This is a genomic window from Streptomyces lydicamycinicus (assembly GCF_000829715.2).
GTDB classification, from domain to species: domain Bacteria; phylum Actinomycetota; class Actinomycetes; order Streptomycetales; family Streptomycetaceae; genus Streptomyces; species Streptomyces lydicamycinicus.
Map to the genome: position 1 here is coordinate 546,801 of NZ_BBNO01000007.1, position 21,593 is coordinate 568,393.

At 70.9% G+C, this 21,593-nt stretch carries 18 protein-coding genes; 4 read left to right on the forward strand and 14 right to left on the reverse strand.

The genetic code is table 11. The features are described 5' to 3' along the window. Positions 1-201 precede the first annotated feature (201 nt). A complete protein-coding gene (locus tag TU31_RS24925) occupies positions 202-777 on the reverse strand; it encodes a TetR/AcrR family transcriptional regulator (RefSeq protein ID WP_042158369.1) in 576 nt (191 codons plus the stop codon). A 93-nt stretch (positions 778-870) separates the two neighbouring features. Here TU31_RS24925 and TU31_RS24930 point away from each other — a divergent pair, with 93 nt between their 5' ends. Continuing rightward, the gene (locus TU31_RS24930; RefSeq protein ID WP_042158373.1) at positions 871-2,058 is read left to right on the forward strand and encodes an agmatine deiminase family protein; all 1,188 of its coding nucleotides are present in this window, start codon (positions 871-873) and stop codon (positions 2,056-2,058) included. A gap of 30 nt (positions 2,059-2,088) precedes the next feature. Here the strand turns inward: TU31_RS24930 and TU31_RS24935 are convergent, their stop codons facing one another. The 4 genes from TU31_RS24935 to TU31_RS24950 are packed head-to-tail and all read right to left on the reverse strand — an operon-like array spanning position 2,089 to position 7,646. Further along, the gene (locus TU31_RS24935) at positions 2,089-2,910 is read right to left on the reverse strand and encodes a class I SAM-dependent methyltransferase (protein WP_042158376.1); all 822 of its coding nucleotides are present in this window, start codon (positions 2,908-2,910) and stop codon (positions 2,089-2,091) included. 22 nt (positions 2,911-2,932) lie between these two features. Continuing rightward, a complete protein-coding gene (locus TU31_RS24940) occupies positions 2,933-4,261 on the reverse strand; it encodes an MFS transporter (RefSeq protein ID WP_052719038.1) in 1,329 nt (442 codons plus the stop codon). Beyond that, the gene (locus TU31_RS24945) at positions 4,258-6,273 is read right to left on the reverse strand and encodes a PEP/pyruvate-binding domain-containing protein (protein WP_042158378.1); all 2,016 of its coding nucleotides are present in this window, start codon (positions 6,271-6,273) and stop codon (positions 4,258-4,260) included. Before TU31_RS24945 ends, TU31_RS24940 begins: the two co-directional genes overlap by 4 nt. After that, positions 6,270-7,646, reverse strand: coding sequence for an ATP-grasp domain-containing protein (locus TU31_RS24950; protein ID WP_042158380.1), 1,377 nt, complete (start codon positions 7,644-7,646; stop codon positions 6,270-6,272). The genes TU31_RS24945 and TU31_RS24950 overlap by 4 nt, the downstream gene beginning before the upstream one ends. Positions 7,647-7,987: 341 nt before the next feature. Here TU31_RS24950 and TU31_RS24955 point away from each other — a divergent pair, with 341 nt between their 5' ends. Both TU31_RS24955 and TU31_RS24960 read left to right on the forward strand, forming a co-directional pair. Continuing rightward, positions 7,988-9,271, forward strand: a complete 1,284-nt coding sequence (locus TU31_RS24955; protein ID WP_042158382.1) for a PAS domain-containing protein — start codon at positions 7,988-7,990, stop codon at positions 9,269-9,271. 164 nt (positions 9,272-9,435) lie between these two features. Then, entirely contained in the window at positions 9,436-9,837 is a 402-nt protein-coding gene (locus TU31_RS24960) for a hypothetical protein (RefSeq protein WP_042158384.1), read from the forward strand. An 83-nt stretch (positions 9,838-9,920) separates the two neighbouring features. Here TU31_RS24960 and TU31_RS24965 read toward each other — a convergent pair whose 3' ends face one another. The 4 genes from TU31_RS24965 to TU31_RS24980 all read right to left on the reverse strand — a co-directional run bounded on the left by TU31_RS24965 (position 9,921) and on the right by TU31_RS24980 (position 13,906). Then, on the reverse strand, positions 9,921-10,289 hold the full coding sequence (locus TU31_RS24965) for a hypothetical protein (protein ID WP_042158385.1): 369 nt from the start codon (positions 10,287-10,289) through the stop codon (positions 9,921-9,923). Between the two features lie 176 nt (positions 10,290-10,465). Next, the gene (locus TU31_RS24970) at positions 10,466-11,338 is read right to left on the reverse strand and encodes an HpcH/HpaI aldolase/citrate lyase family protein (RefSeq protein ID WP_042158388.1); all 873 of its coding nucleotides are present in this window, start codon (positions 11,336-11,338) and stop codon (positions 10,466-10,468) included. A gap of 5 nt (positions 11,339-11,343) precedes the next feature. Continuing rightward, entirely contained in the window at positions 11,344-12,405 is a 1,062-nt protein-coding gene (locus TU31_RS24975) for an HpcH/HpaI aldolase/citrate lyase family protein (protein WP_042158390.1), read from the reverse strand. 202 nt (positions 12,406-12,607) lie between these two features. Further along, complete coding sequence (locus tag TU31_RS24980; RefSeq protein WP_245698690.1) at positions 12,608-13,906, reverse strand: glycosyl hydrolase family 28-related protein; 1,299 nt, start codon at positions 13,904-13,906, stop codon at positions 12,608-12,610. A 40-nt stretch (positions 13,907-13,946) separates the two neighbouring features. Between TU31_RS24980 and TU31_RS24985 the strand changes: the two genes are divergently transcribed. Continuing rightward, the gene (locus tag TU31_RS24985; RefSeq protein WP_042158394.1) at positions 13,947-14,678 is read left to right on the forward strand and encodes a CDP-alcohol phosphatidyltransferase family protein; all 732 of its coding nucleotides are present in this window, start codon (positions 13,947-13,949) and stop codon (positions 14,676-14,678) included. 44 nt (positions 14,679-14,722) lie between these two features. Here TU31_RS24985 and TU31_RS24990 read toward each other — a convergent pair whose 3' ends face one another. The 5 genes from TU31_RS24990 to TU31_RS25010 all read right to left on the reverse strand — a co-directional run bounded on the left by TU31_RS24990 (position 14,723) and on the right by TU31_RS25010 (position 21,547). Next, positions 14,723-15,151 (reverse strand): FAD synthase family protein, encoded by a 429-nt coding sequence (locus TU31_RS24990; protein WP_042158396.1) that lies wholly within the window; start codon positions 15,149-15,151, stop codon positions 14,723-14,725. A gap of 22 nt (positions 15,152-15,173) precedes the next feature. After that, positions 15,174-16,712, reverse strand: a complete 1,539-nt coding sequence (locus TU31_RS24995; protein ID WP_042158398.1) for a hypothetical protein — start codon at positions 16,710-16,712, stop codon at positions 15,174-15,176. 88 nt (positions 16,713-16,800) lie between these two features. After that, complete coding sequence (locus TU31_RS25000) at positions 16,801-18,372, reverse strand: oligosaccharide flippase family protein (RefSeq protein ID WP_042158400.1); 1,572 nt, start codon at positions 18,370-18,372, stop codon at positions 16,801-16,803. Beyond that, positions 18,369-20,045 (reverse strand): polysaccharide biosynthesis tyrosine autokinase, encoded by a 1,677-nt coding sequence (locus tag TU31_RS25005; protein ID WP_042158402.1) that lies wholly within the window; start codon positions 20,043-20,045, stop codon positions 18,369-18,371. Before TU31_RS25005 ends, TU31_RS25000 begins: the two co-directional genes overlap by 4 nt. Beyond that, a complete protein-coding gene (locus tag TU31_RS25010; RefSeq protein ID WP_042158404.1) occupies positions 20,042-21,547 on the reverse strand; it encodes a hypothetical protein in 1,506 nt (501 codons plus the stop codon). Before TU31_RS25010 ends, TU31_RS25005 begins: the two co-directional genes overlap by 4 nt. Positions 21,548-21,593 lie beyond the last annotated feature (46 nt).

The window sequence follows — 21,593 nt, forward strand, 5'->3', positions numbered from 1 at the left end:
ACGGGCGATCATACGCAGAGCGTTACGTGCCGGACTCCGACCGAAAACAGTCGTTGATGTCCGCTTATTCACCGAAGCGCTGAGTTCATCCGCTATGGCGGCCGTGCCGACGCCGTAACCGTGTGGTGGCGGGGCCTCCCACCGGTGTAAACATGCGGCTGCCCCCGCCGTGGGGCGGGGGCAGCCGGGGTTCAAGATCGGTCAGACCGGCCGGAGTTCCGTCTCGACGGCGCCGCGGAGCAGCTCATGGGCCCGCTGGAGCGAGGTGGTGCCGCTCAGCCAGCGTTCGCTCAGGCCCTCGACGAGTGCGGTGAGCCGCTCGGCCGCCGCATGGGGGTCCGTCCCGGCTCCGTTCGGAACGGCATCCTGAGCGCGGCGCAGCAGCCCGGCGAGATCGTCCACCCACTCCTGGGTCGCGGCCGCCAGCAGCTCCCGCAGGTCCGGGTCGAAGACGGCGGTGGCACGCAACTCGCCCCAGGCCGCGCTGTTCTCCCTGACCTGGGGGCTGTCCTGGAGCTCCAGCAGCAGCATCTCGGTGAGCTGCACCCGGGGATCGTCGGAGGCCTCCAGCGCGGCGTCCGTGTGGCGGACCGCGCGCCGGCTGATGAACTCCAGGGTGCGGCGCAGCAGTCCGGCGCGGTCCTTGAAGTGGTAGTAGATCAGCGCGGTCGAGACGGCGGCCTCCGCGGAAACCTCCTCGACGCGCAGCCCGCGGACGCCCCGCCGGGCGATCAGCCGGGCGGCGGCTTCGAGGATCTGGGTGGGCCTGTCCGGCATCGCATGCTCCCGCTGTCCGAGGAAATCAAGGTGGCTCGGATCCGATCATGCCCTACCATCGTCCTGACCAAATTTTCAGTCAGGGAGCTGATCGTGGAAATATCCCGACGTCAGACACTGCAAGCGGCGGTCGCCACCGCCCTCGGGGGAGCCCTGAGCGGCTGCGGCACACCGGACCGCGACGGGGCCGCGTCGCCCGGGGCCGACGCCGTCCCCGCGGCGGCGCGGCCCGGCGGCGGATGGCGGCTGCCCGATGAGGCGCATCCGCACGAGGCGACCTATATGTCCTGGCCCAGCCGGCGGATCTGGGGGCCGGACACCGCCGGAGTGCGGGCCGACATCGCCCGACTCGCCCGGACCGTCGCCGAGTTCGAGCCGGTGCTGCTGCTGGCCGGGGACCGGGACGCGAAGGCGGCACAGCGGGCCTGCGGGTCCGGGGTGGAGGTCGTCCCGGTCCCGGTGGATGACCTCTGGATGCGGGACACCGGACCGGTCTTCGTGCTCGGCCCCGACGGCGTCGCCGGCGTCGACCTCAACTTCAACGGCTGGGGCGGCAAGCAGGAGCACGGCCATGACCGCCGGGTCGCCCGCGCGATCCTGGCCGACGCACGGATCCCGCGGATCAAGGCCCCGCTCATCAGCGAGGGCGGCGCCGTGGAGGGCGACGGCCGGGGCACCCTGATGGTGGCCGAGAGCTCCCTCGTCAACGACAACCGCAACCCCGGCAAGACCCGCGCGGACCTGGAGCGGGAGCTCAAGGACCTGTTCGGCGCCCGGAAGGTGATCTGGGTGAAGGGCGTCAAGGGCAAGGACATCACGGACTATCACATCGACGCGCTGGCACGGTTCTCCGCGCCCGGCGTCGTGGTCCTCAGCACCCCCGCGCAGAACGCGCCCCGCAACGCCTTCACCGGTGCCTACGAACAGGCCCGCAGTGTCCTGGACCGGGCCGTCGACGCCCGCGGAAAGCGGATCGAGGTCGTCGAGCTGCCCGAGCCGTCGGACTTCGGGCGGCGCGGGAAGGAGTTCCTGGCCTGCTACGTCAACTACTACGTGGCCAACGGCGCGGTCGTCATGCCCCGCTTCGGCGACCGGAAGGCCGACAGCAGGGCGGCCGCGATCCTGCGGGAGCAGTATCCGGGACGGAAGGTGGTGCAGGTGCCGGTCGACAACATCGGTGAGGGCGGGGGCGGTATCCACTGCTCCACCCAGCAACTCCCCACGGCGGACCGGCGGTCACCGGACCCGGTAGCAGACCCGCTGACCGCACCCCGCGGCTGACGGGCCGGGGACCGTCCGGCCGGCGGCACGTCAGATGTGCCCGTCGCGGACGGCCTCCTCGGTCCGCCAGCCCCAGGCGGTGAGCATCCCGGGGGAGAGACCGGCGCAGTCGTCCGACGACAGCTCGCGCCCGGCCCGCTCGATCCGGGCCGCGTCCACCTGCCCCGTCGCCAGCATGGCGTCCCGCGCCCGGTCCCAGGTATCGGCCCAGAAACCGCTGAGGGGGCTGCCGGGCACCAACGGGGGGACATGGATCTCGGCGGCCACCCGGCTCAGGCCCTCCTCCCGCAACAGGTACGGACAGTCGGGCACCCAGGAGATGTCCGTACCGATGGACTGCCGGAGCCCGTGCCACATCGCCCGCATGACCGTGGTGTACGGGGTGGCCGGCGCCCCGGCGGTCGTCAGGTCCACGGCGTCGCTGAGCACCAGCACACCACCGGGCGCGACCAGTGAGGCCAGCTTGGTGATCATGCGGCGCCAGGAGCGCAGGTGCATCAGTACGAACCGTGCGTGGACCAGCTGGAACCGGCCGGGGGCAAAGTCCGGCGCGGTGATGTCGGCGGTCAGCGTCGACAGTCCCGGTGTCCGGTCGGCGTCCAGGGACCGGGTGTCACGGTCGACCGCGAGGACCGCCGTGACACCCGCCGACTCCAGCAGCCACCGCGCGAGGGTGCCGGTTCCCGCGCCCACGTCCAGACAGGACCACCCGGGCCCGGCGCCCAGCGCCGCCAGCCGGGCCGTGCTCACCTCGTCATAGGCGAGCGCACCCAGGTCGATACGGTCGGCCTCGCCGGTCTCCTCCGGACGGAACAGGCCTTCGCCGTAGCGCCCGGCTTCGGTACCCCGCACGTCCCCAGTATGACCGTGCCGCTCAGGGGTTTCCTGCTGTGGTGACCAGCTCCGTCTCCGGCTCGGCCACCGGAGCGACCCTGCGCCGGCCCGGGGCACGCCGCAGGACCAGCTGGAGGACCACCATCACCACACCGGTGGCCAGCGCGCTGTGCCACAGCAGCGCGTCCAGCCGGCCCGCCGAGAGATAGGCCCCCGCGGCCACCGCCGCCAGCGCACACACGCCCCGGTCCACGATGCTCTCGACGGACAGCAGGGTGGCCCGGGGCGCCCCCGCCGGGATGGCGTCGTTCACCAGCTTGCGCTGGAGCGGATAGGCGAAGCCGGTGACCGCGGCGAACACGCACAGCAGGGCGACCACGGTCCACGGTCCGCCCAGGGTGCTGCCCGCCAGCGTGCCCGCCATCGCCAGACTGAGCAGCGACACCCAGGCCACCGGTGACAGCCGCCTGCCGAGCCACTGCGGACGCGCCGAGGCCACCGCCTCCGCGACGGTCATCGCGGCCAGCACACCGCCGTGCGAGCTCTCCGGGATGCCATGGTCCAGCAGCACCGGCTGGAAGAGATTGACCTGGCAGATCCGGGAGAGCGTGAACACCGCGACGCCCTGCACCATGAGCAGCGCGAGCCAGGGAGTGGCCCACACCCAGCGCAGCGCGGAGACGGCATCGCGCAGGAACACCGGCCCGCCCGATGTCCCCTTGCCGCGGCCGGGGCCGCTGTGCCGCACCGTCGCCTGCCGCGGCAGCACCACGGCACAGACGAGCGAACCCGCCGCGCTCGCGGCGCTCAGCACATACGGCGTGGGGTGCGCGACGGCCATCAGCGGACCGACCAGCGGCCAGCACAGCACCTTCGCCGCCAGCCCCAGCGCCCGCGCCTGACCCTCGGCCTTCAGATAGTGCTCGCCCGCGCCCTCGGCCTCCAGGCCGTCGTAGAGATAGGCGCTGGCGGCGCCGGAGGTCAGCGAGCGGCCCGCGGCGATGGCCAGGAAGTGCACCAGGAAGCCGGTGTAGCTGGGCGCGAAGGCCGGCGCCAGGTTCGCCGCGGTCATCACGACGGCCCCGGCCCGCAGGCAGTTACGGGCACCGATACGGTCGGCCACCATCCCGGTCGGGATCTCGAAGAGGCAGAACGCGACGTAATAGATGCTCTGGATGCCGAAGATCTCCCCGTCGGAGAGTCCCGCCTCCCGCTGGTAGGCGTAGAAGACCGGCATCCACCACAGCAGGTTGAACAGCAGCTGGAAGCCGTTGTTCAGCCGGATGATCCGTCGGGCCCGTGGTGGCAGGGGCGCACCCGCCGGCCGGGACCGGCGGGTGCGCAGCGGGCCGGTGAACCGGCGGATCACAGCGCGTAGGGGCGGATCTGGACCAGGCGGAAGTCACCCTGATCGGTCATCAGCCACTCGATGTCCAGCGGATGGTCCACGTCGGTGTCGCTGAAGTGGGACTGGAGCAGCCGCCCGGTCAGCGCCAGCCGCGCCAGCTTGTCCCGGGTACCGACGGGCAGGTCCTGGCCGGACGAGCCGAGCGCGACGGTACGGCCGCCGCCCTCCACCGTGTTGTACAGGTACTGGAGCGGCAGCGTCGTCCCGTCGACGACCGTCTCGGGCGAGCCGGGGGAGCAGTTGAGGTAGACGTTGCGGAAGTCCTCGCGCCTGGTCGGATTGCAGGTGACCAGCACACCGCCGAGGTCCGCGGGCGCATACTCCTGGATGATCACGCCCATGTAGGTGTCGTCGAGGGAGATGCCCGCCTGGTGGCGCAGCCGGACACTGCGCGGCGACAGCAGGGAGGCCCACACCTGGCGTACCGCGTCGAGGAGTTCGTCCGCGCCGTGGACCGTGGTGATCGACTCGTAGACCCCGGCCGCGGAGAACCCGGGCAGGTCCTCGGCGTTGGAGGAGGACCGCACCACCAGACGCCTGCCGGTGGCCGGGCCGCCGGGCAGCGCCTGGGTGATCTGGCGGCTCACGTCCTCGGGCAGCGGGGTGTTCCGGATGAGCTGCTGCAAATGCAAACAGAGCGCGTCCAGCACGTCGACGGCGTCGAGTTCGAGCGCCATCTTGAGCTTGCCCAGGCCCTGTTGCACGGCCGGCGAGGACGTCAGAAAGCGGTGCTGAAGGGCGAAGGGGAGGGCGACCCCGTCGGGCGCCGCGATGACCCCGGCCACGAAGTCGGCCGCCAGGGCGCGCAGTTCCTCGGGTGTCGCGTCCTTGGCGCCGAGACGGGCCGCGAGGTGGCCGTAGAGGTCGGCGCGGGGTGGCCTCGGCCGCCCGTAGAAGGCGGTGAGGTCGGCGGTGCGGCTGTCGAGGACGTGATGGAGCTCGCCGAGGTTGGCGGCCTTGGTCCCGTACCGGTCCCGGTCGGCGCGGCGCAGCCGGTGCAGCCACAGCGCCGGCACGTCCTCCAGCAGCGGCGGTTCCATCCGGATCCGCTGCTGGTGCCAGGCCGGGGCCTCCAGCGTCGGGGCATGGGCCAGCGGGACGAGCGTGATCTCGTCGTCCTGGACCCGGTAGCGGACCCAGGCGCCGTCCAGCACGTCCGCGTCGACCATCCGCTCCAGGTCGCGGACGATCGCGTTGGGGATACCCCAGCCGGAGGCGAGGACATTGGTGTGCGAGAGCGGGGTGCCCGGCGAGGTGTTGAGGAAGCCGGCCACCCGCGGTACGTCGTCCGGCAGACACGGCATGGCCACGATGTCGGACCAGCCGAGCCCGTCAGCCGCGGCCGTGTACTCCTCAAGGGTCCGGAAGTAGCGGAGCCGGCCGACGGCCTCCCCCGGGTTGAGCGGGGTGCGGGTGCGGTTGCCGAACAGCTGATGGCCGAGGATCCGCGGCACGTGTACGTCGCTGATCGCGGCGAGTTCGTGCTCCTGCCCGTGGTTCGCCGGTTTCAGCAGCAGCGGCAGACGGCCGTCGACCCGGTGCCGGACGAAGGTGTAGAACTCCTCCAGCAGCCGGCCGTTCATGGTGTCGGCCTCGGTGGTCTCCAGCACGAGGAAGGGCCGCTCCCGGCCCTCGGCGTCCTCATCGGTGTGCAGCGAGAGCACACCCAGCAGGAAGCGGCGCTCGGGGTCCATGTAGACCGAGGCGTTGAAGGCGTCCAGGCAGGAGTCCAGCTCCGTCAGTTCCATGCCGAGGACGCGGGTGGCGATGTAGTTGACGTGGAAGGGGTGGACGGCGGTGTCGAGCAGATGCCAGGTGTCCTCGATCCGGTCCACCACGACCTTGAGGTACGGGTGACCGGCCAGCACACCCGAGAGCGTGCGGAACAGCGGCAGGGAGAGGTTCTCACCGATGACGGTGCGGTCGGTGACCGGGCCCGGGGCACCGGCGGGCAGAACGGCGGTGGTGGTCATGGGCGCACCTCCGTGGTGGGGCCGGCCGTGGGGAGCACCTTGGGCAGGGCGTCCACCAGGTTCCGGAAGTCATGGATCACGGTCTCCGGGTCGGTGGCGGACAACAGGCACAGCGCCGCCATGGTGTTGGCGCCCGCGGCCGGGTCGTACACCGGGACCGGCGCCCCGTCCGGGAGCGAGTTCTCGGCGACCACGGACAGATGGCTGCCGGCGCTGAGCGGTACCGCGTCCCGCACCGTCGGGAAGTCCCAGACCCGCTGGTCCGGCCAGGCATCACCGGCGCCGTCGACGGCCAGCACGACCAGGGAACCGGCCGCGCCGTGCGCCTCCTGCGGGGTGCGCACCTCGGCGGGCCAGGAGACCGGGCGCCCCAGCAGATGGTCGGTGAGCATGCCGATGAGGTCCAGGCCGAAGACCTCCTCGATCTGCGGGACGGTCATCGCCCCGCCGAACCGGGCGGCGGTCTCGATCACCCACATCTGCCCGTCGGCGCCGAGCTTGATCTCGGTGTGCGTACCGCAGTTCTGCAACCCCAGCGCATCGACGGCCTCGCGTGCCAGGGCCACGATGCGCCGCTGCGCGTCATGCGGCAGCGCCGCCGGGGTGATTCCGGCGCGTTCGGTGAACGGCTCCACCGTCGGCATCCGCCCGCTGAGACAGACCGGACGGAAGTCGCCGTGCACGACGACGCCCTCGACACTGACGTAGTCGCCCCAGCCCTCCTGGCCGAACCACCCGGTGGCGGTGCCCGGCACGATCTCCTCGACGAGGAAGTCGGCCCCGGCGCCGGCCACATGCAGCTCGGCATAACCCAGTTGCGCGGATTCGGCCATCACCTCCCGCGCCCGTTCCCAGGCCGCTGGGACGTCGTCGGCGGAGCGCAGGATCCGGTGGGCGGTGGAGCCGGCGCTCCAGGCGGCCTTCAGCAGCAGGGGGAAGCGGAGCGCGGCGGCCGCGTCGTGCAGATCCTGGGCGGTGGCGACCGGCCGGAACCGGGGCTGGGATATGCCCCGTTCCTGCCAGGTGCGCCGCATCATCCGCTTGTCGCGGGCCAGGGCGCAGCAGCCGCCGGCCCCGGCGAGGCCCAGCTTCTCGCAGGCCTCGGCGACCGCGACGACGGCGTACTCGGAGAACGTGACGACCGCGTCCGCGCCCACCGCCTGGGCCCGGGAGACGATCAGGGACACCAGGTCGCGCCGCTCGGACTCGGCGGGGCACAGCACCGAAGCGCACAGCCGGTCCGCGGACGCGGCCACGGTGGGAGGGAGCGCGCTGAGCGCCAGCAGGTGCACTGCCGACCGTGCGGCGACCCGTGACAGGGCGTACCCCAAGGGCGGACCACCCTTGGCATACACGAACAGCACCTTGCTCACTGGAATCCGACTCCTTTTCATACGTGGGAACCATCGGAACGGCTGGCAACGCCCGGCCCCCCGGATCCGAACGCCGTTCCCTCTAGCGAAGCAGCCGTGCGGCCCACCGTTCCCCTCTTCGGGCCGCAACCGCTCAGGCAAATGCCAGAGTTGTGGATACCGTCATTCCGTCGTGGAGGTTCCGTGATGCCGTATGGCGTCCCCGCGGCGCGGCAGATGTGAACGCGCGGATGTCGCCAGATCGGCCGAGAACCGGGCATGCCTGCCCGCACCGGGGGATACGCATGGCGGGGACGCGCCGTCCGAAACCCGTTGATCTCCTCACCACTAAGGGGCCCGTCGTGGACGAGACCAGTCTGAAGTCGCTGCTCGAACGCCTTCCGGTGTCCTGGTGGGAGGCCGACCGTGAGCTACGCGTGATCGACAGCGGCGGAGGCGCCTTCGACGACACGGTGACCGCCCAGCGGTTCCTCGACACCGTGCGCAAGGAACTCGCCGGGCCGGCCGAGGCACCCGAAATCAGCCATTGGCAGGCCCGCTTCGACGGCCGTGTCTTCGATGTGAACTGGCCCCTCGGCGTGCCCCGTCAGGGCCGCTCCCGTGGACTGGCGGTGGAGGTCGGCCCCCATACGGCCGGTCCCCGCCGCTACGACGCCTTCGCGGACCTCGCCCCCGCCGCGGCCTTCATCCGGGACGCGAACGGGCGCTACCTCTGGGCGAACCACGCCTACGCCCATCTGTACGGCACCACACCGGAGCACATCATCGGCAAGGACGTCGCCGACGTCGACGGCCCGGCCGACGCCGGCCAGGTCCTGAGCCTGGACCGGGAGGTGCTCGAACGCGGCAAACCGGTCCGGCACACCCTCACCTACCACCGCTTCGACGGCACCGGCGGCCAGGCGGTCGGCCATCGCTTCCCCGTCCGGGAAGGCAGCCAGCGGTGCGTGGCCGGCATCTACATCGACATCAGCGACTACACCCGCGCGCTGCGCCAGCGCCGGGAGGCCGAGGAGAGCCTGCATGCGCTGCGCGATCACAGCGGACTGCCGTGCGCCCTGATCTCCGCGGGCGGACGCATCCAGCAGGCCAGCGCCGCGGCCGCCGACCTGCTGCGGACCCGGCTCTCCGACCTCGTCGGCCGCCGCGCGCACACCGTGCTCGGCCCGGCTCCGGAATTACCGGGGCTGCACCGCAGCTGGCTCGATCTCATAGCCCGCCGCAGCCGGCGCATCCAGACCACCGTGGTGCTCATGGACGCCCGCGGTCAGCAGCGCCGCGCCCGGCTGCACCTGACGACGGTGGGCCGGAGTGCGGACCGTGCCACCAGTGTCTGGGCGGTCGTCACCCACCAGGGGCTGGCCCACGATCCGCACCCGCCGCTGACGGCCAGTCAGGTACGGATCCTGTCCCTGCTGGCAGCCGGCCACAGCAACGCGGAGATCGCCACCTCCCTGCACCTCTCCCGGCAGACCGTCGACTACCACCTCAGCCGTCTGCGCGATCTCCTGGACGCCCCGACCAGGCCCGCCCTGATCGCCCGCGCCTACGTCCTGGGCATCCTCGCCCCCCAGGCCTGGCCGCCCCGCTCGGCGACGGCCTGCCATCCGCACAGCGTCACCTGACGGCCCCGCCGCCGACAGCGCCTCCGGAGTGTGGGCCACCCGGCTGATTGTGGCCGTCAGGGGTTTGCTCCCCGCGGGTTGAACGCCGATGTGGGCCGACCGCGGCAGCACGATACGTCTGGCATCGGAAGGCAGAAGAGGCGAGGAGCGTCGTGAGAAGAATTGTGCAGGCGGGAACGGTCGTCGGGGCGTGCGGGCTGGTGCTGTTCGGCGGCGGAGCGGCCCAGGCGGTGACCTTCCCGGACTCGCTGCTCTCCGCGGTGGCGGACGCCGATGTGGGCACGCTGAACGGCACGGTCAACGGGGTGGTCTGCAACAACCGCCTGGGCCAGATCCACTACAGGTCACCGGTGTTGGCGTCTCCCCACGCCTGTGTGAACGGGCCGGTGCACAGCGGCAACAGCCTGAACAGCGGCAACTTCATCAACCACGGGAACCCGAACAACAGCGGGAACCTCTCCAACACCAACGGAACCACCAACGGCGCCAACTCCGTCACGGGCGCTTCGTCGGGCAGCGGCAACAACATCCAGCGCATCCTCGGACTCGGGCTCTTCCACCACTGATCCGGACACCGCGCCGACGGATACGGCACCGCTCCGGCCCCGGAACGCCCGGGGCCGGAGCGGCTCAACGCGCCCGAAGCGCCTCAGTCGCGGTGATGGTGGATGTGCTGCTCGTTGTTGCCGGACTTGGTCGCCGTGCCGGTCGTGCCGCCGGTGTCCTCGTTGGTGTTGCCGTTGGTGTTGGTCGGACTACCGCTGTTGCTGACCGTGCCGGCGACATGCACGTTCTGCGATCTTCTGGGGTTTCCGCTGAGGACCGGGCCGTTGATACAGAATCGGGCCCGGTGCGCGCAGCGGAATCTGGCGTCGAAGCGGGCGACGGTGTCGCTGTTCGAGACCCCGTCGCCGCCGGACGATTCGGCCCACGCCAGGGTGGGCGAGACCGTACCCGCGGCCAGGAGCAGACCGCAGGCTCCTGCCATCACGACATTGACGCGTGCCGAATTCTTCACTGTGTGCTCCTGCACTCATGGTGGGTCCCCGGGGATCTTGCTATCCCGGATGCCCCGCACCACCAAGCCTGAGCAACGGCCAGTCCCGACTATTCACCCTGTCCGATTATGGGATTCACCGTGACGGCCCTGGACCGCGCCGCCCTTCCCGCGGCCCGCGGGAAGGGCGCGCGCTCCTACCGTCCGGCGATCGCCTCGGCGAGGGCGAGAACCCGGCGGGCGTCCTCGACATGCAGGTTCTCGATCATCCGGCCGTCGACGGTGACCACGCCGCGCCCTTCGCGGGTGGCTTCGTCGAAGGCGTCAATGACCTTCCGCGCGTGGGCGATCTGGTCGGCGGACGGAGCGAAGGCCCGGTTGCACGGTTCGACCTGCGACGGATGGATGAGCGTCTTGCCGTCGAACCCGAACTGCCGGCCCTGCACGCACTCGGCCTCGAACCCCTCGGCGTTCTTCACGTCGTTGTAGACGCCGTCCAGGATCGCCTTGCCGGTGTCACGGGCCGCCAGCAGTGCCAGGGAAAGCCCGGTCAGCAGCGGGGCCCGGCCGGGAACATGCTCGGCGTGCAACTCCTTCGCCAGGTCGTTGGTGCCCATCACCAGCACGGTGAGGCGTTCGCTGGCGGCGGCGACGGCACGGGCGTCCAGCATCGCGCGCGGGGTCTCGACCATGGCCCAGATGGCCGTACGGTCCGGAGCGCCGGCGGCTTCGAGGGCGCGCTCGACCTCCCGGACGGTGTCGGCGGAGTCCACCTTGGGCACCACCACCGCGTCCGGGCCGGCCTCGGCGGCGGCCCGGAGGTCGTCGGCGTGCCAGGCGGTGCCGGGCCCGTTGACCCGGATCGTCACCTCCCGGTAGCCGTATTCCCCCGAGGCCGCGGCGGCCGCGACCCGCTTGCGGGCATCCGCCTTCGCATCGGGGGCGACGGCGTCCTCCAGGTCGAGGATCAGCGCGTCGGCGGGGAGGGACTTGGCCTTCTCCAGGGCGCGTTCATTGGCACCGGGCATGTAGAGCACGGAGCGGCGCGGTCGCAGGATCGCGTCGGACACGGGTCTTACTCCTTTTCGGCCGCGGCGTAGGCGTCGCGCAGCTCGGGGTCGCGGGCGGCGAGGGCATCGGCGAGTTCGGCGACCACCTGGCACTGCTTGTACGTGGCGTCGTCCTGCATCTTGCCGTCGATCATCACCGCACCGGTGCCGTCGCCCATCGCCTCGATGACCCGGCGGGCCCAGGCGACATCGGCGGGCGCGGGGGAGAAGACCTTCTTGGCGATGGCGATCTGCACCGGGTGCAGGCTCCAGGCGCCGACGCAGCCCAGCAGGAAGGCGTTGCGGAACTGGTCCTCGCAGGCGGTGACGTCCTTGATGTCACCGAACGGCCCGTAGTACGGCAGGATGCCGTGCGCCGCACAGGCGTCGACCATCCGCGCGAGGGTGTAGTGCCACAGGTCCTGCTGGAAGGTGGCCCGCGGTGCGTCGGCGTCCGCGCCGTGCGGGTCCTCCCGGACCAGGTAGCCGGGGTGTCCGCCGCCGACCCGGGTGGTCTTCATCCGGCGGCTGGCGGCGAGGTCGGCGGGACCGAGCGAGATGCCCTGCATCCGGGGGCTGGCTCCGGCGATCTCCTCGACATTGGCGACGCCGGTGGCGGTCTCCAGGATGGCGTGCACCAGGATCGGCCGCTGGATCCGTGCCTTGGCTTCCAGCTGGGCGAGCAGCCGGTCCACGTAGTGGATGTCCTCGGCGCCCTCGACCTTGGGCACCATGATCACGTCGAGCTTGTCACCGATCTCGGTGACCAGCGTCAGCAGATCGTCCAGCGCCCACGGCGAGTCCAGGCTGTTGATCCGCGTCCACAGCTGGGTGTCACCGAAGTCCGTGGCCTTGGCGATCTTCACCAGACCCGACCGGGCGGCTTCCTTGCGGTCGGCGGCGACCGCGTCCTCCAGATTGCCGAGCAGTACGTCCACGGTGGGCGCGATGGCCGGCACCTTGGCGGCCATCTTCTCGTTGCCCGGGTCGAAGAAGTGGATCATCCGGGACGGCCGGAACGGTACCTCGCGTACCGGTGTGGGCGCCCCGACTGCCAGCGGGCGGAAGAAGTCCTTCGGGGAACGCATGCAGTCTCCCTGGTCGGCTCGGAGGGAGGATCGCCGCCGGTGCCCGGCGGCGCCCTTGCGGCCCTCACTCTAGGCCCGACCAGCGGCAACATTACTGACCAGTATGTGTGCCGTTGGTCACCGTCGGCGAGGGGACGGCATCGGGCACACAGGGCGTCAGCGGCGTTTCCGGACCCCTGGATTCCCGCCCGTCGCGACCCGTTCAGGACCCCAGACAGTCGACGAACTTCACCCGGTCGCCCGCACCCTTGATGAAGTCCTGCGGGGAGTGATTGCGCAACCGGCACATGTCATAGCGGGCCCGGGGCCCGGCGCCGCCGCCGTCCTGCTCGTAGGAGTGCTGCCCGGACAGCTGGCAGGAGTCGTACCGCACGAGCGGGCCCTGGGAGCCGATGCGGTAGCGATGGGGGCTGCTCTCCTCGGCGAAGGACTTGAAGGCGTTCGCGGTGTCGTCACAGTCGTTGAAGTGCACCGTGCCGCTGTCCCAGGCGCAGTCGATCACGACGGTGTCCGGGGCACGCACCTCGAAGCGGATGTCCTCGGCGTGGAAGCGCTGTACGGAGTCGTGGTGCGGACCGCGCGGGAAACGGAAGAAGGTGCTGGTGCGCCCGTAGTCGCCGGAGTCCTCGGGGCGGCGGCCGGTGATGATGTAGGAACCGCCGCGGCAGGTGATGGAACCCCCGTAGGGGAACTCCAGGAAGTTGCCCCAGGCGTACTCGACCTTCATGTCGTTGAACCAGTAGTTGAGGAACTGGTCCTGCTGGCGGTGGCTCACCGACTTCTCGGACAGCCCGGAGTACAGGAACGCCTTGCGATAGGCCCCGCCCACCCGGCAGGCGTCCCAGCGCATCTCCGAGTTGGTGTTGCTGCCGTCGAGGGCCAGACCGTAGGTCCACTCGCCGGTCCACTCGCATTCGGTGAAGCGGTAGTCCTGCGCCTGACCGGTCGAGTAGGAGTAGAAGAACGAGGCACCGGGGGTGGCGGAGACAAAGCCCAACTGCTCGAACATCACATTCGCCCAGCTGTCCTCGTTGCGGCACAGATAGGTGGTGTCGCCCTCGGGCGGCGCGAAGAGCAGCTGCGTCATACGTTTGCCGGCCCCGCGGAACCGTAAGCCATTGGCCTTGAGCTTTCCCCCGGTGGCGTTGAGCAGCGCATGGGGCTTGCGGATGAGATAGGTGCCGGCCGGTATGTCGATCACGGTCCGGCCGATGTGGTCCCACACCCGGCCGGCCGCGTAGGAGTACGCACGGGCGAACGCCCGGCTGTCGTCGGTGCGTCCGTCGCCCTTGGCCCCGAAGTCCGCGACCACATCGATGACGTCCTTGCCCTTGGGCTTGTGGCCGGTGACCACGGGGGCCCTGGCGTCGTCGGACGACTGCCGGGAGGCAGGGGCCGCCGGATCGCATCCGGTGAGCGCGGCCGCCAGCGCCGCGGCCGTACCCGCCAGCACCGTCCGGCGATCGGCGCCACCGGTTGACGAAGAGGTCCTGCCTGTCATGATGTTGCTCCTTCGGGGGTCCATTCATCAGGTGGGGGACATGAGCCAGTTCGGATATGCGATCAGACAGCTGTCTGCGGCCCAGAAATCCGCGAAGGGAGTGTCCCTGTACTCGCGCTATGTGAACCGGCCGGCCGGCCGGGTATTAGCCGCCGTGGGCTACAGCCTCAAACTGACACCCAATCAAGTCACCATGATCAGCGGGGTTTTCACCTTTGCCGGCGTGGTCATGATTGCGGTGCTCCGCCCCTCGCCAGCCGCGGCGGTGGCCATTTTCGCGGCACTGGTCCTCGGTTTCGCCCTCGACTCCGCCGACGGGCAGCTCGCCCGGCTGACCGGCACGGGCAGCGCCGCGGGGGAGTGGCTGGACCATGTGGTCGACTGCGCGAAGATGCTCGCCCTCCACATGGCCGTACTCGTCTCGTTCTACCGCCACTTCGGCCTCTCCGACCCTCGGTATCTGTTCGTACCCGTCGCCTTCCAGTTCGCCGCGGTGATGGTCTTCTTCGGTGGCATCCTCACCGAACAGCTCAAGCGCGCCGACCGGCTGCGGAGCGGTGCGGGCGGGCCGGCGCCCGCGGCACCCGCCTCCACGCTGCGCTCCGTCGCCCTGCTTCCGGTCGACTACGGCGTCTTCTGCGCCCTGTTCCTGCTGTTCGGCAGCCGGGATGTGTTCCTGGTGCTGTACTGCTGCCTGCTCGTCGCCCATCTGCTGTTCATGGTGGCGTTCCTGGTGAAGTGGTACCGCGAGTTGTCCGTCCCCGGCCGCTGACCGGCCGGGGACGGACACTCACCAGGGCGGACGCCCCGGGCCGGTCACGCGGAATTCGCGAGCCCGTCGAGCACCTTGCGCAGCAGGGTGCTCGACGTGTGCACGGTGTAGGGGAAATAGATCACATCGACCCCGACCGTCGCGAAATCCCTTTCGAGCTTGTCGCCCTTGCTCGTCCCCCGCCAGTCGTCGCCCTTGAAAATGACGTCGAACCGTACCTGCTGCCAGGTCTCCAATTTGTCGGGCACCGTCTCGACGAACGCCGCGTCCACGAATCGGACGCTGCGTACGATCTCCAGCCGCTCGGCCAGCGGAATGACCGGTGCCTGCCCTTTCGCCTGCACCGCCATTTCGTCCGAGACGACACCGGCCACCAGATAGTCGCACTGGCTTTTGGCGTGCCGGAGAATGTTCAGATGCCCGACGTGGAATAGGTCGTAGACCCCGGGCGCATAACCTACTCGGTGCGTCATTTACCCCCCACTCGGCATACGGTCAGTTTCTGGCGGTCACATAGACCGGGCCATTGCGCCCGGACACATTGGTGCCGTCGGTGACCTCGATCGAGTACCGGTGCTGAGCCCCGGGCTCCACGGTGTCCGTGTAGCTCATGTTGGGCCGGTTCCAGTAGCGCGAGTCCTGGTTGAGCGAGGTCAGATACTCGCCGTCCCGGTAGATCTTGTAGGTCAGGACACCGTCGTCCCGGTCCCACGAGGCCTTCCAGTTCAGCGTGATCTTGCCCCGGGACCCGCTCGCACCGCTGAGCAGCGGCACCTGCGGCGCCCCGGTGTCCGGCGCCGCCGTGAACCGGGTCAGGCCCTGCTGCGGCGCGTCATTGACGGTGGTGAACTCGCCGCCCGCCCACAGAACGCCGTCCGCCATGGTCAGCGCCCGCGGGCCGATCTGCTCGCCGATCCCGTCGTTGGTGTCCGGGAACCACGGCAGGATCGTCTTGTCCGAGATCGACTGCGCCAGGAAGTGCTGACGGTTGCCGATGTCGGTGAAGCCGCCCGGGGTGTTGGAGCAGTCGTGCGCGTGGGAGCCGCTGTAGAGGACGCCCTTGTAGGGCAGGACCGCCTGGGTGGCGCCCAGACAGGTGTCCTTCCAGAGCTGCCCGCCGTCCGACAGCCGGCCCGCCGCGCGGCCGTCGAAGACCCCGCCGCCGGTGCCCTCGGCGCCCAGATAGAAGTTGGTCCCGTCGTTCACGAGGGACTTGACCGCTGAGCGGTTGGGGATCCAGCCGGTGAAGGAGTTGACGACCCGGCCGGTGGTGGCATCGAGCCCGGCGAGCGCGTGCACCCCGAAGAGGCTGCCGTTCACCGAGGTGAACCGGCCACCGATGATGACCTTGTTGAGCTGGGGGGCGACCGTGATGGCGTTGACCGACGGGGTGGGGTCGTTGCCGACCGAGGAACCACGGATCGTCGCCTTGAACGGGAGCAGCTCGCCGTCGGGCCGCAGGGCGGCGACCCGCTCACGGGTCTGCCCCTGGACGGTGCCGAAACCACCGCCGATGTAGACGGTGTCGTCGGTGACGTCGAGGGCCCGTACGGTCGAGCTGACCGTCGGCTGCCAGTCCGCCCCGATGGTGCAGTCATCGGTGTTGAGGGCGGCCGTGTTGGACCGGCCCACCGGGCCGGCCTTCCCGAACGAGCCGCCGATGTAGACCGTCGAGCCGTCGGGTGAGGCCTTCATGGCCCGGATCGTGCCCGTGCCGCCGGTGAACGCCGGGGCGCACGACAGCGGTTCACCGGTCTTGGCATCGAAGGCCGCGAAGTTCTTACGGGCGAGTTCACCGGTGCCGGGGGCGGCGCCCGGCGGCCGGATATGGCTGAAGGTGCCTCCCACATAGACGATGCCCTTGGCGTAGGCCATGGCCCACACGATGCCGTCGGTCTGCCAGGTGCGCAGCGGATCGGCGGTGAGGGTCGTTTCGCCGGCGGCCTGAGCCGGGCCGGCGGAAAGGGCCGTTGACGCGGTGCCGAGCACCGCGGCGGCGAGCAAGAGATGGACAGGTCTGCTTCGTTGGCGCACAGGTCCCCCCTGGAAGCATGGCGCGATCGGAATTGTCAGGGTAGGACGTGGGTACGCGACGAGTTCTGTGCGGAAATGAGCCCAACGTTCACGGTGAGTTTCCCGAACCGCGCTTGCGCAGCGCCCCGAAGAACTCCCCTACCCCCAGCGGCAAACGATAGCGCCAGACGGCGGCACAGAAAGCCCCAATGGCTAAAACAATTCCCAAAAGCGCGCCCGGAACGGTGTCCCCGAAAAGCGTCCGCAGAGCGAACACCGGGAGCGCCACCGTCACGACGCCGAGCACCGCGGCACACCGATAGCCCCGGTCGACGGTGCGAAAGCCCAGGCGGTAGCGGGCCAGCAGCGCGGAGGCACCGTTGTCCACCACGATCGCCAGGCCCCAGGAAACCGCCGCCCCCAGCACCCCGTAGCGCGGAACCAGCCAGATTCCGCTGCCCAGTTGGACCACGAACGCGGAGCCCGCAACCACCAGATTCCAGACGCTCCGCCCGGCCATGAGGATGACCGTCTGCGCATTGCCGACACCGACATTGACCAGACAGGCGGCCGCCAGGACCACCAGCCCCGCCGCGCCACCGCCGAAGCCGGGACCGAAGAGCGACAGCACGGTCCGGGGGAAGGCGGCGAGGACCAGGAACACGGGCCAGGAGAAGAGCGCGATCCAGCGGGTCGACAACCGGTGCAGATGCCGCGCCCCGTGCCGGTCGTCGCCCGCCAGCAGCCGGCTGATCTGCGGTGCCACCGCCAGCCTGATCGCCAGCTGGAGCAGGCTCCCCGCGGTGACCAGCCGTCCGATCGCCGTGTAGATGCCGGCGTCGGTGCCGGTACCCAGCACCGACAGCAGGATCACCCCGATCCACACCGCGGCGATGTCGAAGACGGAGGAGACCGCCCGCGGTCCGGCGAATGCCCAGAACTCCCGTACCCGCGACGGCGGTTGCCCGGATCCCGGATGCGTACGGCGGGACCGGCGCAGCGAGACGCCGGCCGCCACCGCACCCAGCACCCCGGGCGCCAGCCAGGCCACCGAGAGACCGGTCACGCTCGGTGCGACCAGGACCAGCGGCACCGCGAGGAGTACCCGCAGGGCCGGCTTGCCGATCTGTTCCACGCCCACGAAGGGCACCACCGAGCCGTAGCCCCGGGTGGCCCCGAGCAGCACCAGCGCCACCGTCGTCACCGGCAGGAACACCGCGAACAGCCGAATGAGCGCGGCGGCCTGGCCCGGGTCCAGCTCGGGCAGCAGCAGACCGGCGAGCCCGGGGGAGCACAGCAGCACGGCCGCACCCGTGGTGCTCGCCAGCAGCGTCGGCAGGACCGAGATCCGCAGCAGGGCCGGTACCCCGGCGCCGCCGCTGAGCTCCAGGTCCCGGGAGACGAAGCGGACCAGCGCGGTATCGGCGCCCAGCTTCAGCGCGTTGCTCAGGATGGTGAAGGCCGCGACCCCCGTGAACACCGCACCGGCCCCGCGGGCCCCGAGACCGTGGGTGATGACGGCGACGAGGACGAACCCGAACAGCGCGTTGGCGGCCGAGCCCGCCAGGCCGAACATGCTGCCGCGGGCGGTGCTGCCGACCCCGCGCCCGCCGGCCCCGGCCGCTCCCGCCGCCGGTGGCGCGGGCCGCCCGCCCGACCCCGCCGGACGGATGGCCGTCATCCGCGCAGCGAGGTGGTGTCGGTGTCGACGGACGCGCCGTCCTGCGGTGCCGGTCCGAGAAGAGGCGGCGGCGGGCCCGGCCGCGGCGGCGGTGCCACCGGGGCCGTCCGCGCACGGCCCCGGCCGCGCTTGCGGTGGGTCGGTCCGCCGTCCGTCAGCCGGCGCAGCGACGTCCCGCGGCTGCCCTTGTCCAGGACGGCCCCCAGGATGTGCCCGCCGGCGCCGGTGATCAGCTCCCACACCCGGTCCAGATCGTCCCGGCGGACCTCGTTGAGATCACACACCACCACGACACCGGCCGCCTGCTTGGCGACGGCCAGCCCGTCCGCATGCGACAGCAGCGGCCCGGTGACGACCACGACATTCTCGTTCGGGCCGGACGGGGTGTTCAGCAGCCGCGCGAACTGCGGTGAGGACAGGGCACGCGCCGGGTTGGGCACCTCCCGGCCCGGCAGCAGATCGAACCGCCCGTCCACCCCCGCGTCCACGGCGAGCCGCTCGCCGTCCGCCCAACTGCCCGGCACCGGACGGCCGTGACCGTGATGCAGCGGCAGCCGCCGGGCGAGCTGCGGAGTACGCAGATCGGCCTCCACCAGCAGGATGTCGTTGCCGATCTCGGCGAAAGCGCCGGCCAGGTTGACCGCGACCGACACCGCCTCCGCATGCTCCCGGGGAGAGACGACCAGCAGACTGCCCCGTCCCGCGAAGCGCTGGTCGTGCACCAGCCGGAAAGCGATCGTCCGGTAGGCCTCCGCCCGGTTGCCGCGGCCGGTCCGCCCGACCTCCAGCAGCTCCGCACCGCCCTGCCGGCGCGGCAGGATGCCGAGCACCGGTGCCCGCAGATTGTCCTGCACATCCGCCACCGACCGGACCCGCGGCTCCAGCACCGAGCGCACCCAGGCCGCCAGAATGCCCAGCACCAGCCCGACCACGGCCCCGGCGAGCAGCAGCACGACGAGACCGGGGCTGGACGGGAAGGCCGGCGGATCGCCCTTGCGGACGATGTCGCCGGGCGTGGTGTCGAGGGACTTCAGGCTGGAGATCCGCCCTTGCAGATCCGCTATCTCCGACACCAGATTGCTGCGCTCGGACTCATCGGTGGCCCGCCCCCCGCTCCCGGCCGCGATCCGCCGGTCCAGCACCTTGCGCTGCTCCTGGAGCGGCTTGAGTTCGGTGCTCAGCTTGCCGACGGTCTTGTCTATCCGCTGGGTCGCGGCGTCCTGCCGGTAGTTCAGATACGCATGCACGAAGGCGTTGACGAGCGCGGCCGCCCGGTCCGGGGAGTCCGCGTCGTACTCGAACATCAGGGTCTGGGTCTCGGGCGGATTGCTCACCCGCAGATCCCGCTGGAGCCGGGCCGGATCGGTGGTCAGCTTCAGGGCCTTGGCCGCACCGGCCGCGACCGACGCGCTCTGCGCGATCTGCCGCTCGGTGCCCATGCTGATCTGCTTGTCCACCGAGACCCCGCCGGCCTCGAAGGGCGCCGTACTGATCGCATGCACCACGACCTCGCCGGTCGCGGTATAGGTCGAGCCGCCGAGCAGGGACACGGCGCCACCGCCGAGCATGCCCAGCACCAGCCCCAGCACGACCAGGGCCCGGTACCGGAAGAGCTGGCGCAGCTGGTCCCGGATCTGGTCCGGCTCCTCCGCGGGCTCGTCGAAGACGCTCACGTACGTGCTCCTCCTGTGGGTAGCGGCAAGGCGGTGCGGTGTGCGGGGGACGCCGGGGCGCCCGCGGGGTCCGCCGCGGACGGCGGAAGGGTCCGCCGTCCCGGCTTACGGGTGATCAGTAGCGGGATGCAGACCAGCAGGGCGAGCGGGCCCACGATGGCCATCAAACTGCCGCGGAGCAGCACCAGTTGATAGAAGCCGAAAGCCGGCACCAGCAGCGCGGCGAGGGTCCCCGGGCGCCGCCGCAGCCGGTGCCGGAGGTCGTCGATCCGCCGCCCCACCGCGCCGATCAGACCGAAGACGGCGATGACCGACGGGAAGCCGGCCCACATGTACGACTCGATCCACAACGGCGCGGAGAGGTTCTCGAAGGTGTAGCCGGCGTGCCGGGCGAGCAGGATGCCCGCGTCATCGGGCTTGCCGGGCCAGACGGCACGCGGCACGAAGAACAGCGGGGGCCCCAGCGCGGCCGTCGGCGTGAAGCCATGCGTACGGACGTAGTCCACACCCGTCTCGATCTGCTGGAACGCGTCATAGTCACCGTTGGACGTGAACTGCTCGGCCAGCGACACGACATGGACCGGCTCCCGCTTGTCGTAGCGGAAGTAGTCGCTGTAGGGGAAGACGATCAGAACCACGGCCGCCACGGCCGCCGCGCCCATCCGGAACGCCCGCGGTCCGCGCAGCCAGGAGGCGCTGAAGACCAGCGCCAGCAGAACCGTTCCGGCCCAGAAACGCGGCTGGCTGATCGGGTTGTTGACCACCACGTTCACCGCGATCAGCAGCGGCAGCAGCAGCCACCGCAAGCCGCGCAGGGTCCGGTCCCCGGCGGTGAACCGCGGTACGTGCACCAGCCCCACCAGCGCCCAGAAAGCCGGCACCGAGAGGGCCCAGGCGGCCATCGCCCGGTCCGCGGACGCGGCCGGCGCGGCCTGTGCCGCGGCCTCGTTGGCGGCCTGCCGGCTGAGGAAGAACGCCGACAGTCCGCCCTGCCCCGGGATCAGCGCGACCGCCAGCAGCAGCGCCAGACCGCACAGCAGCAGCACCCGCCCCGGCGACAGCCGCCGGGCCAGCACCGGTTCGAGGAGCACGGAGGTGCGCGACGACCGCCAGGACGCCACCGCCGACCCGGCGCTGTAGGCGAGAAGTCCCGTCTCCACCACGGCCGTTGTCAGGAACGCGGTGTTCGCGTCGACCATGAATCCCCGGGGGTAGGCGTCCGTCGCGAGCATCGCCAGCGGCGCGAGTCCCAGCCACACGTAGGAAAAGAGCCAGAAACCGAGGGCGATCAGCCGCGCCCGGACGTCCGTCAGCACCCGTGCCAGCGCCGCACCCGTGTGCACCACCACCACGCACTGCACGGCCAGCGCCGCTCCGAGGCGGGCGTCGAGCGACTGGAGGATCAGCACCGGAAGCAGCACCACCAGCAGCAGCGCCCAGCAGCACAGTGCGGCGACGCCCCGCACGGGCACCACGGCGCCCGGACGTTTTCCGCGCAGCATCGGCCCACCTCCCCCCAACTCCCCACCAGCGACCACAATCTAAGGG